Raw genomic sequence first — 13,069 nt, 5'->3', positions numbered from 1 at the left:
CAATCGTTTTTGGACGACTCGATTCGGTGTGGGGACACGGGATGACTCAGAATGATGCGCTGGCCGCCTATCTCGGGCCGGACATTTTCCAACGGCTCGATTGGGCGAAGCTCACGCACACGCAACGTGACGCGATTCTCTCTGTGTTCCGAGTCGGATTAGGCGCCGGCGCGCAGTCGGGCGTGGTTTCGACCATCGACGCCGTGATGGCGCGCGGCAAAGTGCTAATCTGCGAGGACGGCTCACAATGGGAAGCGCGCGAACGTGACGACGCTGAGCTAATCGAGGATTGGGGCGCCGGGGCGCTGGTGGCGATCCACCGTCAGCTGATCTATCGGCTCGATCCGTACCAAGCGGCGGAAGTGGATTTGCTTCGGCTCTAAGACATTGCGTTGGCGGAACGGAAGGGTGTTAGGCTTTGCCCGACACCCGGAGGATGCGACCCATGGCCGAGTATGAAACCGTAAAGCTCGAGATCGAAGACGGCATCGCCACGCTGACGCTCAATCGTCCGGACCGGATGAATGCGTTCACCGGGCAAATGGCGATGGACATGATCGCAGCGTTCGACGAGACGGACGCGAATGATGATGTGCGCGTGGTGATCGTCACGGGCGCGGGGCGCGCGTTCTGCGCGGGCGCGGATCTCGGCACAGGTGGCGCGACGTTCGATTATGAGCGGCGCGCGGGCGAGCGTGGCGAGAAATTCGATCCGGCCAATGAGCGTGACGGCGGCGGTCTCGTCGGGCTGCGCATTTATGAAAGCTTGAAGCCGGTGATCGCGGCGATGAACGGCCCGGCTGTTGGCGTGGGCGCGACTATGCAGCTGCCGATGGATATTCGCTTGGCCGTCGAAGGTGCGAAGATGGGCTTCGTATTCGCGCGGCGTGGCATCGTGCCGGAGACGTTGTCGTCGTATTTCCTGCCGCGCTTGGTCGGCGTTCAAACCGCGCTGGAATGGACGATGACGGGGCGTGTGTTCACGACTGAAGAAGGCAAAGAGCGCGGGCTTATTCGTTCGCTGCACAAGCCAGAGGATCTGCTGCCGGCGGCGCGCGCATTGGCGCGTGAGATTGCGGACAATACGGCGCCGGTTTCGGTGACGTTGGCGCGGCGCATGATCCTCGACATGCTGGATGCGGATCACCCGATGGAAGCGCACCGCATCGAGAGCCGCTGGATGGTGTCGCGCGGGCAATCGGGTGACGCGAAAGAAGGCGTGACGGCGTTTTTGGAAAAGCGCGCGCCGAACTATCCTGACCGCGTGTCGCGCAATTTGCCGGATACGTGGCCGTGGCGGAAAACGCCGCCGTTCAGGCCATAATTGCGTTCGATCAAAGCGGCGCGTGAAGCGCGGACCGAAGCTTATCCCTGCGAACTAGGGGGCGGTCATGCCGAACATCGCGAACCTCAATGTTGATCCGCTGGCGCTGACGGCGCTTGGCTTTCTGGGCGCCGTGCTGGTGCTGACGCTTGGGCTGTTTGCCTGGCTCATGCTGCAGGGCGGCAAGCGTAAGAAGAGCTAAGGCCAGCGATATTGGATGAAGCCGCTGTTCGTGGCGACTTGATCGTAGAGTTTGCGCGCATTGACGTTGGTTTCGTGCGTCAGCCAATAGACGCGGCCCCAATCACTCGCATCGGCGCGCGCGTACACGGCTTCGATCAGAGCACGGCCCACGCCTGCGCCGCGCGCCTCGGCGGAGACGAACAGGTCTTCGAGGTAGCAGAATTTCTTCTGAGACCAGCCGTGGTCGTGCAGCACGCATTGCACGATGCCGAGCAAGGCGCCGTCTTCGCGCTCGGCGACGAGTGCGAAGAGATTTGAGTTGGGATCAAGGAAGCGCGCGAAGGTCGCGTCGGTGATCTCGGGTGCGAGCGTTGCGTTGTAGAAATCGAGATAACCGGCCCAAAGGGGCTCCCATTGGGGCCGGTCTTCTCTGCGTATGTCGCGGATCGCGAAGCTCACGCCTTCGCCATCGCCTTGTCGAGATTATCGCCGACGGCGTCGAGGAAGCCTTCGGTGGTGAGCCAGGATTGCTTGTCGCCGACGAGAAGCGCGAGATCCTTTGTCATCTGGCCTGCTTCGACGGTGTCGACCGTGATCTTTTCCAAGAGCAGCGCGTAATCGATCAGCTTTTGGTTGTTGTCGAGCTTGCCGCGGTGCGCGAGGCCGCGCGTCCAGGCGAAGATCGAGGCGACCGAGTTCGTCGAAGTCGGGTTGCCCTTTTGATGTTCGCGATAATGGCGCGTCACGGTGCCGTGCGCGGCTTCCGCTTCCATCGTCTTGCCGTCCGGCGTGATCAGCACCGACGTCATCAGGCCGAGCGAGCCGAAGCCTTGCGCGACCGTGTCGGATTGGACGTCGCCGTCATAGTTTTTGCAGGCCCAGATATAGCCGCCGCTCCACTTCAGCGCGGAGGCGACCATGTCGTCGATCAAGCGGTGTTCGTAGGTGAGCTTGCGCTTGTCGAACTCGGCTTTGAACTCGCTGTCGAAGATTTCTTGGAAGATGTCCTTGAAGCGGCCGTCATAGGCTTTGAGGATCGTGTTCTTGGTCGAGAGATAGACCGGGTAATTCTTCATCAGGCCGTAATTGAACGACGAGCGGGCGAATTCCTTGATGCTCTCATCGAGATTGTACATCGCCATGGTGACGCCTGCGCCCGGCGCCTTGAACACTTCCTTCTCGATCGTCTGGCCATCTTCGCCGACGAACTTGATGGTGAGCGTGCCCTTGCCAGGGAATTTGAAATCGGTGGCGCGGTATTGGTCGCCGAAGGCGTGACGGCCGACGACGATTGGTTGCGTCCAGCCCGGCACGAGGCGCGGCACATTTTTGCAGATGATCGGTTCGCGGAAGATGACGCCGCCGAGGATGTTGCGGATGGTGCCGTTCGGGCTTTTCCACATTTCCTTCAGGTTGAATTCCTTCACGCGCGCTTCATCCGGCGTGATCGTCGCGCACTTTACGGCGACGCCGTATTGCTTGGTCGCGTTGGCGGCGTCGATCGTGATTTGGTCGTTGGTGGCGTCGCGGCTTTCAACGCCGAGGTCGTAATATTTGAGGTCGATGTCGAGATAGGGGTGGATCAGGCGCTCTTTGATCGCCGCCCAGATGATCCGGGTCATTTCATCGCCGTCCATATCGACGACCGGATTGTCCACCTTGATCTTCGCCATCGTCCGCACCTTCCAGTTTCGGGGAAATTTCGCGTGGCGTGGTAGCAGTTTGGCGGACAAGCGCAAACTGCGGCGGGTGGTATCGCCGGCCTTGCGGGGCGGGCCGCGATGGGAAATGACGAGCGAATGACCCGCGCCGCCAACATGCCGCCCCCGATCGAGGAGCCATGGCCCGCCATCTGCCTGGTGCGCCCGCAAATGGGCGAGAACATCGGCGCGGTGGCGCGCGCGATGCTCAACTTTGGCCTGACTTCGCTGCGCCTGGTCGCGCCGCGCGATCGGTGGCCGAACCCCAAGGCCGAGGTGGTGGCTGTCGGCGCCGATGTGGTGCTGAAGACCGCGCGGGTGGAATGGACGCTGGAAGACGCGCTGGCGGATGCGACACTGGTGATCGCCGCGTCGGCGCGACCGCGCGGCCTGGAGAAGCCGGTCTGGGGTCCGCGCCAAGCCGCGGAGAATATTCGGGCGGCCCAAGCCAAGGGTGAGCGGGCCATCGTGATGTTTGGGCCGGAAGCGTCGGGGATGGAGACAGATGAGATTGCGCGCGCCGATGCGATCCTGACGCTGCCGGTCAATCCGGGCTTTGCCTCGCTCAATCTGGCCAATGCGGCGAGTGTGTTTTGTTACGCCTATGCCGAGGCGCGGCAGGCCACGGACTTGCCCTCGTGGTTTCAGCCGCCAGACAGTCCGCCGGCGACGCAGGCCGAGCTCGAGGCGATGTTTGCACATCTTGAGCAAGAGCTTGAACACGGACGCTTTTTCCATCCGGAGGACAAGGCGCCGCTGATGAAGCGGAATCTGCGCGCGCTGTTTTTGCGGTCGCGGCTGTCACAGCAGGAAGCGCAAACGATGCGCGGCGTGATCAAGGCGCTGACGATCGGGCGCGGCGGTCGGAAAAAGGATGACGTCTAGGAAATGACTTTCCCGATTTGAGGGAAATGGTTATCCACATTGCCGAATACCGCCACCGGGGACCGCATGCTGAAGAGCAAGCGTCGAGCAGAGCAGAAAGCCGAACCGCGGCCGCAATCGCGCGAGCTCGTGCCGTGGGGCGGCGAGCATGTCGATGTCGATCGCTTCTGGGCCGAGAGCTGGATTGATCTGCTGAACCGGCAGCGTTGGCTTTCAAAAAAACTGAAGCTCGAAACCGCACCTTGGATGGTGGACCAAAACGCCGGCATCATTCGGTTCGAGCGTAAGGACGGCGCACTGGTGACGGCGCCTGTTCAGATCATTGGCGCGTGGAATCCGCGCACGATGATGTTCCGCTGGGGGTGGGATCACCCGATGGTGCAGCAACGTCTGCGCAACGACGCCGAGCGCACGCGCTGGTTCGGCGACAAGCATGGGCTCGAAGAGCTGACCGAGAAATCGATCAAGATGACCGAGCAGGAAGCCTGGCAGATGACGGCGCTGGCGATGAAAGTGAACGCCAGCCACGGTGTGTATCGCGCGCCGACGGAGGGGCCGGTGATCTTTATGACGCTCGGCGAAGCAAAGGTGAAGAAGTAGGCGCGCCTACCTCAAAGCGGCGACCATTTCGTGGCCTTCACCGCCGAGGATTTCGAGCTGGGTGATTGTGCCCGGCGCGACTTCTTCGTCGTTATCGACGTAAGTGACGCCATCGATTTCGGGCGCGTCGGCTTTGGTGCGGAACGCGTAGGCTTCGGCGTCTTCGTCCCAGCCGTCGCAGATGGCGTCGACGGTTTTGCCGATCATGGATTGGAGGCGCTGATGGGCAAGTGCGGTTTGCACTTCCATGAAGCGATCGTAGCGCTCGTCGACATCGTCCTGATCGACGTGGCCGGGGAGATCGCGTGACGGGGCGCCATCGACGTTTTCGTATTTGAACACGCCGGCGCGATCGATTTCGGCTTCCTCGATGAAATCGAGCAGCGTTTCGAAATCGTCTTCGGTCTCACCGGGGAAGCCCACGATGAAGCTCGATCGAATGGTGAGGTCCGGGCAGATGCTGCGCCACGTCTTGATGCGATCGAGGACTTTGTCCTGGTTCGCGGGACGGCGCATGGCTTTCAATACATTTGGCGACGCGTGCTGGAATGGGATGTCGAGGTACGGCAGCACTTTGCCTTCGGCCATGAGGCCAACGACTTCATCGACATGCGGGTACGGATAGACGTAGTGGAGGCGCACCCAGGCGCCGAGATCGCCAAGCTCTTTGCAGAGATCGTAGAATTTGGCGCGGACCATGCGGTCCTTCCATTTGCTCTCTGCATATTTCACATCGACGCCGTAGGCCGACGTGTCTTGGCTGATCACGAGCAATTCTTTGACGCCGGCTTTCACCAGCGACTCGGCTTCCTTCAGCACCGCGTTGGCGGGGCGCGATACGAGGTCGCCACGAATGCTCGGGATGATGCAGAAGGTGCAGCGATTGTTGCAGCCTTCGGAAATCTTCAAATACGCGTAGTGGCGCGGCGTGAGGCGCAAGCCGCCTTCGGGCACGAGATCGATTTTGGGATCGTGCATCTGCGGCAGGTGCGTATGCACGGCGCCGACGACGGCTTCGTATTGGTGTGGGCCGGTGACCTCGAGCACTTTCGGGTGCGCTTCGCGGATCAGGCTCTCTTCTTTGCCGAGGCAGCCTGTGACGATGACTTTGCCGTTCTCAGCGATGGCTTCGCCGATGGCGTCCAGGCTTTCGGCTTTGGCGCTATCTAGGAAGCCGCAGGTGTTCACGACAACGAGGTCGGCGCCTTCGTAGCTGCCGCTGAGCTGATAGCCCTCGGAACGCAGGCGCGTGATAATGCGCTCGCTGTCGACGAGGGCTTTTGGGCAGCCGAGTGAAACGACGCCGATTGTTGGGGCTTTGGCGGACATGGAGGCGGGGCTTCTAGCTCAGGGCGAGCGATTTCCCAAGCCGCGCGGCCAGGGCAAGCGCACCGACGTGGTTGACCGCCTTTGCAAAAGGCTTGGTCCGAAAATGGCCGGACGGCCCGGTGGCGCTGGTCCATGATCGGCGCAGGAGAGACGCATGGCGACCATTCGCAAAGAGATCAGCATCGCCCGGCCGGCGGCCGAAGTGTGGAGCGCGTTCAGCGACTTTGGCGCGGTGCATACGCGGCTGGCGCCGGGTTTTGTCGCGAACACAGTGTTGGAGGAGCCGCGCGTGCGGGTGGTGACGTTCGCCAATGGGGCGAGCGCGCGCGAGACTTTGGTGTCGCTGGAAGAGGGGCGCCGGCGCTTGGTGTACGCCATCGCGCCGGGGCCGAAATACACGCACTACAATGCGGCCATTGAGGTATTCGAGGAAGGCGCCGGAAGCCGGGTGGTCTGGACTATCGACCTCATGCCGGACGCTTTGGCCGAGACCATCGCCGGCATGGTGGACATGGCTCTCCCGGCCATGCGGACGCATTTGGAGGGTGCGGCGGTATAGCTGCTGCGAATGACTTGCAGAAACGATCGCGAGTGGCTAGATTTTCTTTGCGGCTGAGAGTCAGTCGCCGATTTCGCTTTTGCGTTCAGAGAAAAGCTGCATGTACGTCTGCAATTGTAACGGCGTGACTCGGGCCGAGGTGGATGAAGCCATCACCGCCGGGGCGTTGGCTCCAGAGCAAGTGCTTGCCCATCATGGGTGCGAGCCGTGCTGCGGCCAATGCCTCCCCGAAATCGCTGAGGGCATCACTTGCGGCGGGATGGGCAAGGCCCGGAGTCTCGTCGCCGCGGAGTAAGGCGATGAAGGGCGATCCGGACGTCATCAAGAAGCTCAATCAGATTCTCACGAATGAGCTGACCTCGATCAATCAATATTTCCTGCATGCGCGGATGTACGAGAGCGACGGCTACGGCAAGCTCGGCAAGAAGACGTACGAAGAATCCATCGAAGAGATGAAGCACGCGGACCGCATCATTAAGCGGATCCTGCTCATGGAGGGTTTTCCGAACCTCCAGAATTTGAACAAGCTGCAGATCGGCGAAAGCGTGCCGGAGCGGCTGCAGGGCGATCTCGCCGCCGAGAAGAACGGCCATGCCGCGATCAAGGAAGGCATCACGCTCTGCGAAGAAAAGAAGGATTACGTCACGCGCGATCTGCTGACGGAGCTTCTCGACGACACCGAAGAGCATATCGATTTCATCGAGACGCAGCTCCAAAATCTGGAGCAGATGGGCCTGCAGAATTATCTGCAAAGCCAGTACGAGATGGAAGGTTAGCGCGCGAAAGCGCGCGCGGCGGAAGCTTCGAAACGGGCGATGTCTGCAAAGCCGTCGCCCGATTTCAGCGCGGCTGCATCTTCGGGGCTCAGCAAGAGCCATTCGCTTGCGGCGTCGAACGTCTCGAACTGACGGACATCCGCCCACGGGCTTTTGTCAGCGTTGCGCTTGTCCATCCAATGGCTGAGGAAGCGCTGACCGATCGGGCTTTCGCAAACCCAGCCGGAGCGGCGCATGAACATGAGGTTCAGCGGCTCGAACAGCTGACGATGCGTTTTAAACACGCCGTCGAGATCGCCGAGCGAAATACCTGAGACGTCGACGTCAGCGTGAATGACGCTGATGCAGTCAAAGCCAAGCCACACTGGGTTTTCGGCATTGAACGTCGCGTGATCGTGCATATCGACGCTGCGGATCGCGCCGAAATATTCAACGCGGCTGATTTCGAGTTTTTGATTGTGACGGAGCAGGATCGGCATTGACGATCCTATCGTGCGAAGCCGCGCGCGGGCGGGCTGTGAAAGCTGAAGATTTCGCGGAAGCCTGTACCGTTTTCGAGCGCGGCAGCGGCGCTTTGATTGAGCACGAGCCAGTCGCCGGCTTCGGGGAAGGTGTCGAACCGGCGCAGGTCGCTGGAGACCGTCTCGCGCGTGTCGCGGTCGCCGATCCAGTAACGCACATGCTCTTCGGCGGCTGGGCTCAGGCAAATCCAGGCCGAACGACGCAGGATTAGGAAGTGCAAGGATGAGAAGAGTTCGGCGTAGCTGGCGTAGAGCTTATCGAGTGCGGACTTGTCGATGGTGGCGAAGTCCGCTCCAGGTGTGACGATCGCCAATGCATCGAAGGTCAGCCATGTCGGGTTCGCGGCCTGGAATTCGACGAGCTTGGTCAGTTCGGCCAGAGTCACCGAATTGCTGTACTCGACGCGATTGAGCTCAAGCTGCTCGTTGTGGCGCAAAACGATCGACACGGGTGCCCCGCCTCCTGAACCAAGCCTCTGCGCCGCTGTGGTTGCGGAAGCGTTAAGGGAGATGCGCGGTTCGTCGCGCGACCGCGGCCGCGCATGCAATTGGGGTTGACGAGCAGGCCGGTTGAGCCGCCCTTGAACGACATGCGTATGTTTGCTTTTGCGCTCTTAGCGCTTGCCGCCGCGTGCTCATCCGAGTCGCAATCTCAACCCGATATCGCGCCGGTCGTGGAGGCCGAGCGTGCGTTTGCGGCGGCGGCTCAAGCTGACGGCTGGGTCGAAGCGTTTGAGGCTTACTCCACCGCCGACGCGATCGTGCTGCAGGCGGGGCCGGTCAACGCGCGTCAATCGCTGGCGGGCATCGATCCCGCCAATCGCGGCGACACTTCGCTCAATTGGGGCCCTGAGTTCGCCGGCATTTCAAGCGGCGGCGATTTCGGGTTCACCACCGGGCCCTACAATGGCGGCGGCGCGGCGTTCGGCCAGTATTTCACCGTGTGGCGTCGCCAGGCCGATGGCGCCTGGAAATGGATTTACGATGGCGGAACGAACCAAACGACGCCCACCACCGTGAACGCAGCCGCCCAAGTCGAAGCGCTGCCGATCAGTGCGCGCGGCGCGGGCACGGAGATGGCGGCGACGGAGTCGGTGTTGCGCGAGGAGAGCGAGTTGGCGCAGGCGGCCGCGTCAAACGCCGGTCGCGCCTATCAGGCCGTGTTCGCCGAGACAGGCCGGATGAATCGCGACAACCAACCCACGGCGCTGGGACGAGATGCAGTTGCGGCCTTGGTGGGCGAGGGGGCGATCGGCTTCAGCCCTGCGCAGATCATCCAAGCCAGCGGCAATGGCGACATGGTATTCACGCTCGGCCAGGCGCGCTGGGAAGGCGGCTCGGGCTATTATTGCCGGATCTGGGTGCTGCAGCCGGAGGGCTGGCGCATCGGCTACGACCAGATCCTGCTGCGGACGCTGGCCGAGCTGGAGGCCCATCCAGAGCCTTGATCCGGTTGACTTGGGGCAGGCCTTCCGCCAAAAGCCCCGCTTTCCCGAACCCTGGGTCATTCCGGGGGCGGGTCATGCTGGGTGACGGGCAACCGCCAGGGCAGTCGCGACCTCGTTTGTGAGATCGCCGGTCCCCGTCAGAAGAAGAAGGCGCTCACAGCGCATGACGAAGCGTATTCAAGCCAAATACAAGTCGGACCGCCGTTTCGGCCAGAATCTTTGGGGCCGTCCGAAATCACCAGTCAACAAGCGCCAGTACGGCCCGGGCCAACACGGCCAGCGCCGCAAGGGCAAGACCTCTGACTTCGGCCTGCAATTGGTCGCCAAGCAGAAGCTTCGCCTCTACTACGGCAACATCACCGAAAAGCAGTTCCGCAAGACCTACGAAGAAGCTGCGCGCCGCAAAGGCAACACGGCTGAAAACCTCATCGGTCTGCTCGAGAGCCGTCTCGACGCTGTGGTCTATCGCTGCAAGTTCGTGCCGACTGTTTTCTCGGCGCGTCAGTTCGTGAACCACGGCCACGTGAAGGTGAACGGCCGTCGCGTGACGATCCCGTCCTACCTCGTGAAGGTCGGCGACGTGATCGAAGTGCGCGATAAAGCCCGCTCGATGGCGCTGGTGCTCGAAGCTCTGCAAAGCAGCGAGCGCGAAACGCCGGATTACCTCGAAGTCGATCCGAAGGGCATGGTTGCGCGCTATCAGCGCGTGCCTGTTCTGGCCGACGTGCCGTACCCGGTCCAAATGGAACCGAACCTCGTCGTCGAATATTACGCGTCGTAATTGGACGCATCGGACGAAACGATCAGGCCCTCCGGAAACGGAGGGCCTTTTTGTTTGTGCGGCTTGGGGGCTAAGCTTTGCACATGACCCATGATTGGAAAGCGATCGACGAGGCAGTGCGCGTCGAGCCCGGCAAGAAATCGAAGCTGCGTGCGCGCGAGTGCGTGGGCGCGGATTTGCTTCCTGACCGCGAGGTGGCCGAGGGCGCTTTGAAGGATTGCGCCAAGGCGATCGATGTTTTGCAGGATCGTTTGTGGGCGGAGCGCTCGCGAGCTCTGTTGGTGGTGCTGCAGGGGATCGATACGTCTGGCAAGGACGGCACGGTGCGCGGTGTGTTCAATCAATGCGGACCCTTGGGCGTTTCGGTGACGGCCTTCGGCAAGCCGACCGAGGAAGAACTCGCTCATGACTATCTCTGGCGCGTGCATGCCGCTGTGCCCAAGAAGGGCATGATCGGCGTGTTCAATCGCTCGCATTACGAGGATGTTCTTGTGGCGAAGGTGCGCGGGCTAGCGCCGAAGGACGCGATCGAGCAACGCTATGACCAGATCAATGCATTTGAAAAACACCTGAGCGAGAACGGCGTCACCGTGCTCAAGTTCATGCTGCATATCTCGAAGGAGGAGCAACGCCAGCGTTTGCAGGAGCGGCTTGATAAGCCGGAGAAGAATTGGAAATTCAACGCGGGCGATCTCGAGGATCGCAAGCTCTGGGATGAGTATCAGGCGGCGTACGAGACGCTACTCGATCGTTGCTCTACCGAGCATGCGCCCTGGCGTGTGATCCCCGCCGATAAAAAATGGCGGCGCAACGCCATCATCGCCGCGATCGTGCACGGCACGCTGGAGGAAATGAACCCGCGCTATCCGGTCGTGGAGTGGAAGCCGACCGACTACGTCGTTGAGTGATTACTTGCTCGGCAGTGAAGGCGGTGCGTTGTCCGAGTCTCGGATAATGCCCAGGGAGATGACGCGCTTAAGTGCGTCCTCGGGCGGCAATGCTAGCGGCTTCAGTGAGCTACGCGGGAGGTAGAGCAGGAAGCCCGATGTTGGAATGGGCGCTTGCGGGACGTAGACGGCGACGAGATCGGCGCCTATGTCCGCCGCGACCTCGCTCGTGTCTTCGTTGGTGATGAAACCCAAGGCGTAGGAACCTGGCAGCGGAAACTCGACCAGCACGGCTTGCTTGAACGAGGTGCGCTCCGGTGCGGCGACCTGTTTGAACACCTGCTTTGCGCCGCCATAGATGGTGCGCACGAGGGGGAGGTTGGCGATGGCGCGGTCGGCGGCGCCGACGCTCCAGCGGCCGATGAAATTGCTGGCGAGCGCGCCGACGAGCGTGAGCGCCAGCAGAGCGAGCAGCAGGCCGCCGCCTGGGAACGATTTCAGGAATGCGAGTTGGTTCGGCACCAACGGCTCGACATTGTTGTCGATAAAGGTGACCACCATCCAGATCACCCAGATCGTGATCACGAACGGGAGAACGACGGCAACGCCGGCTAGGAAGGAATTGCGCAGCCACGCAAAGAAATCAAAGCGTTGCCGCGGTGCGGGAGAATCCATGGATTTGGATGTAGGGCGCCGCAGCGCAGAGGGCTAGCGTGGCTCTGTCATGGTTCCTACCTCATGGCGCATGTTCGGTCGCACTCGCTCTGATTTTGTCTCAGCGCCGCCGGCGCGCGGTCCGCGGGACAGTTTTTCTGAAACCATTATCCGCGTGGTCGATGACATCGGCCCGGCCGTGATCAGCGTGCGGCGCACGAGCCGCACACGCGACCTCTATGATGGCGCGGGCTCCGGTGTGATCATTTCGCCGGACGGCTATGCGCTGACGAATAATCACGTCGTTAAAGGCGCGGGCCGCGTTGAAGGCGTGCTGCACGATGGCAGTGTCGTGCCGGCGGAAATCGTCGGCACTGATCCCGATACAGATCTCGCCTTGCTGCGCTTGAACGGGCGCGGGCATCACACGGCGGAGCTTGGCGATAGCGACGCGCTGCGCGTGGGTGAGCTTTCAATCGCGATTGGCAACCCGCTGGGCTTGCAGGCAACCGTGACCGTTGGCGTGATCTCGGCTTTACGCCGCACGCTTCGCGGCGACGGCGGGCGATTGATCGAGGATGTGATCCAGACGGATGCGGCGCTGAATCCTGGCAATTCGGGCGGCGCGCTTGTCGATGCGCGCGGCGCGGTGGTTGGGATCAACACGGCGATCATCGGCGGCGCGCAGGGCATCTGCTTTGCCGTGCCAAGCAATACAGCGAAATCGATCATTCCCGATCTAATGCGCGATGGACGTGTGACGCGCGGCTGGTTTGGCATTGCCGGCCAATCGCAAGAGCTGTCGCGCGCTCTGGTGCGCCGCTTGGGTATTGGCGTTGAAGGCGGCGTGCTGGTCGTAGCCGTGAGCCCTGGCGGGCCCGCGGATGCGGCCGGGTTGCGCGTCGGCGATGTCGTGCTGAAGCTCGAAGGCTTTGCGACGCCAACGGTGGACGCGGTGCATAAGTTGCTCACGCGCGAGCGCATCGGCAAGCGGGTGGCGCTTGAGGTGTTGCGCGACGGCAATCTGGTGAAGCTGGATCTGGCCGTGACTGCTCGGCCGGAGAAGGCGAACGCTTAAGAGGCGACGCCGAGCTTTTCGTCGAACAGCTCGCGCAGCTCGCCCGTCTGGAACATCTCGCGGACAATGTCGCAACCGCCGACGAATTCGCCCTTCACGTAAAGCTGCGGGATCGTCGGCCAGCTGGCGAAATCCTTCACGCCTTGGCGGATGTCGTCATCGGCCAGCACGTTCACGTCGAAATAGTCGACGCCCATGTGATCCAGGATGCGGACGACTTGGTTCGAGAAGCCACAGGCCGGCTGGTCGGCGGTGCCCTTCATGAAGAGCACAACGTCGTGGTCGGCGACGGTTTGGCGAATGGTCTCGATGGCGTGGGACATAGGAACTCCTTGGCCGGAGGT

Annotated in this window: 19 protein-coding genes; 12 read left to right on the top strand and 7 right to left on the bottom strand. The window is 61.7% G+C overall.

Features of this window, described 5'->3' with window-relative positions; translation table 11 throughout:
• Positions 1–41: 41 nt before the first annotated feature.
• The 3 genes from EPJ54_RS06340 (at position 42) to EPJ54_RS20225 (ending at position 1,526) form a co-directional block, all read left to right on the top strand.
• A complete protein-coding gene (locus EPJ54_RS06340; RefSeq protein WP_135210802.1) occupies positions 42–383 on the top strand; it encodes a hypothetical protein in 342 nt (113 codons plus the stop codon).
• Between the two features lie 62 nt (positions 384–445).
• Positions 446–1,324, top strand: coding sequence for a crotonase/enoyl-CoA hydratase family protein (locus EPJ54_RS06335; RefSeq protein ID WP_135210801.1), 879 nt, complete (start codon positions 446–448; stop codon positions 1,322–1,324).
• A gap of 67 nt (positions 1,325–1,391) precedes the next feature.
• A complete protein-coding gene (locus EPJ54_RS20225) occupies positions 1,392–1,526 on the top strand; it encodes a hypothetical protein (RefSeq protein WP_275574743.1) in 135 nt (44 codons plus the stop codon).
• On the opposite strand, the gene EPJ54_RS06330 is transcribed toward EPJ54_RS20225, so the two are convergent.
• Both EPJ54_RS06330 and EPJ54_RS06325 read right to left on the bottom strand, forming a co-directional pair.
• The gene (locus EPJ54_RS06330; protein WP_135210800.1) at positions 1,523–1,966 is read right to left on the bottom strand and encodes a GNAT family N-acetyltransferase; all 444 of its coding nucleotides are present in this window, start codon (positions 1,964–1,966) and stop codon (positions 1,523–1,525) included. The two genes, EPJ54_RS20225 and EPJ54_RS06330, sit on opposite strands and share 4 nt — an antisense overlap.
• On the bottom strand, positions 1,963–3,180 hold the full coding sequence (locus EPJ54_RS06325; RefSeq protein ID WP_135210799.1) for an NADP-dependent isocitrate dehydrogenase: 1,218 nt from the start codon (positions 3,178–3,180) through the stop codon (positions 1,963–1,965). Before EPJ54_RS06325 ends, EPJ54_RS06330 begins: the two co-directional genes overlap by 4 nt.
• 126 nt (positions 3,181–3,306) lie before the next feature.
• On the opposite strand from EPJ54_RS06325, the gene EPJ54_RS06320 reads away from it, so the two are divergent.
• Complete coding sequence (locus tag EPJ54_RS06320; protein ID WP_239590778.1) at positions 3,307–4,092, top strand: RNA methyltransferase; 786 nt, start codon at positions 3,307–3,309, stop codon at positions 4,090–4,092.
• Positions 4,093–4,158: 66 nt separating this feature from the next.
• Entirely contained in the window at positions 4,159–4,692 is a 534-nt protein-coding gene (locus EPJ54_RS06315; RefSeq protein ID WP_135210798.1) for a DUF6882 domain-containing protein, read from the top strand.
• Between the two features lie 6 nt (positions 4,693–4,698).
• Here the strand turns inward: EPJ54_RS06315 and rimO are convergent, their stop codons facing one another.
• Positions 4,699–6,021 carry a 30S ribosomal protein S12 methylthiotransferase RimO gene (gene rimO, locus EPJ54_RS06310; protein WP_135210797.1) on the bottom strand — a complete coding sequence of 441 codons (1,323 nt, stop codon included), beginning with the start codon at positions 6,019–6,021 and terminating at the stop codon, positions 4,699–4,701.
• 154 nt (positions 6,022–6,175) lie between these two features.
• Between rimO and EPJ54_RS06305 the strand changes: the two genes are divergently transcribed.
• The 3 genes from EPJ54_RS06305 to bfr all read left to right on the top strand — a co-directional run bounded on the left by EPJ54_RS06305 (position 6,176) and on the right by bfr (position 7,356).
• Positions 6,176–6,580 carry an SRPBCC family protein gene (locus EPJ54_RS06305; RefSeq protein ID WP_135210796.1) on the top strand — a complete coding sequence of 135 codons (405 nt, stop codon included), beginning with the start codon at positions 6,176–6,178 and terminating at the stop codon, positions 6,578–6,580.
• Positions 6,581–6,680: 100 nt separating this feature from the next.
• On the top strand, positions 6,681–6,875 hold the full coding sequence (locus EPJ54_RS20380) for a (2Fe-2S)-binding protein (RefSeq protein ID WP_135210795.1): 195 nt from the start codon (positions 6,681–6,683) through the stop codon (positions 6,873–6,875).
• A gap of 4 nt (positions 6,876–6,879) precedes the next feature.
• Positions 6,880–7,356: a bacterioferritin gene (gene bfr, locus EPJ54_RS06295; protein WP_135210794.1), complete on the top strand. Its 477-nt coding sequence runs from the start codon at positions 6,880–6,882 to the stop codon at positions 7,354–7,356.
• Here the strand turns inward: bfr and EPJ54_RS06290 are convergent.
• Together EPJ54_RS06290 and EPJ54_RS06285 are read right to left on the bottom strand one after the other, a co-directional pair.
• Positions 7,353–7,835, bottom strand: a complete 483-nt coding sequence (locus EPJ54_RS06290; RefSeq protein ID WP_135210793.1) for a hypothetical protein — start codon at positions 7,833–7,835, stop codon at positions 7,353–7,355. The genes bfr and EPJ54_RS06290 overlap by 4 nt on opposite strands.
• Positions 7,836–7,843: 8 nt before the next feature.
• Positions 7,844–8,326 carry a hypothetical protein gene (locus EPJ54_RS06285; RefSeq protein WP_135210792.1) on the bottom strand — a complete coding sequence of 161 codons (483 nt, stop codon included), beginning with the start codon at positions 8,324–8,326 and terminating at the stop codon, positions 7,844–7,846.
• A 141-nt stretch (positions 8,327–8,467) separates the two neighbouring features.
• On the opposite strand from EPJ54_RS06285, the gene EPJ54_RS06280 reads away from it, so the two are divergent.
• The 3 genes from EPJ54_RS06280 to EPJ54_RS06270 all read left to right on the top strand — a co-directional run bounded on the left by EPJ54_RS06280 (position 8,468) and on the right by EPJ54_RS06270 (position 11,014).
• Positions 8,468–9,325 (top strand): nuclear transport factor 2 family protein, encoded by an 858-nt coding sequence (locus tag EPJ54_RS06280; RefSeq protein ID WP_167755601.1) that lies wholly within the window; start codon positions 8,468–8,470, stop codon positions 9,323–9,325.
• A gap of 163 nt (positions 9,326–9,488) precedes the next feature.
• On the top strand, positions 9,489–10,106 hold the full coding sequence (rpsD, locus tag EPJ54_RS06275) for a 30S ribosomal protein S4 (protein WP_135210790.1): 618 nt from the start codon (positions 9,489–9,491) through the stop codon (positions 10,104–10,106).
• A gap of 83 nt (positions 10,107–10,189) precedes the next feature.
• The gene (locus tag EPJ54_RS06270) at positions 10,190–11,014 is read left to right on the top strand and encodes a polyphosphate kinase 2 family protein (RefSeq protein WP_135210789.1); all 825 of its coding nucleotides are present in this window, start codon (positions 10,190–10,192) and stop codon (positions 11,012–11,014) included.
• Here the strand turns inward: EPJ54_RS06270 and EPJ54_RS06265 are convergent, their stop codons facing one another.
• Positions 11,015–11,668 (bottom strand): DUF502 domain-containing protein, encoded by a 654-nt coding sequence (locus EPJ54_RS06265; protein ID WP_135210788.1) that lies wholly within the window; start codon positions 11,666–11,668, stop codon positions 11,015–11,017.
• Positions 11,669–11,738: 70 nt separating this feature from the next.
• On the opposite strand from EPJ54_RS06265, the gene EPJ54_RS06260 reads away from it, so the two are divergent.
• Complete coding sequence (locus EPJ54_RS06260; RefSeq protein WP_135210787.1) at positions 11,739–12,725, top strand: S1C family serine protease; 987 nt, start codon at positions 11,739–11,741, stop codon at positions 12,723–12,725.
• Here the strand turns inward: EPJ54_RS06260 and grxD are convergent.
• A complete protein-coding gene (grxD, locus tag EPJ54_RS06255) occupies positions 12,722–13,048 on the bottom strand; it encodes a Grx4 family monothiol glutaredoxin (protein WP_135210786.1) in 327 nt (108 codons plus the stop codon). The genes EPJ54_RS06260 and grxD overlap by 4 nt on opposite strands.
• Between the last annotated feature and the right edge of the window lie 21 nt (positions 13,049–13,069).

Origin of the sequence: Vitreimonas flagellata (assembly GCF_004634425.1) — a bacterium.
Lineage (GTDB): Bacteria > Pseudomonadota > Alphaproteobacteria > Caulobacterales > Aquidulcibacteraceae > Vitreimonas > Vitreimonas flagellata.
The sequence above is the reverse complement of the archived record's forward strand: the minus strand, read 5'-3'. Positions and strand labels throughout refer to the sequence as shown.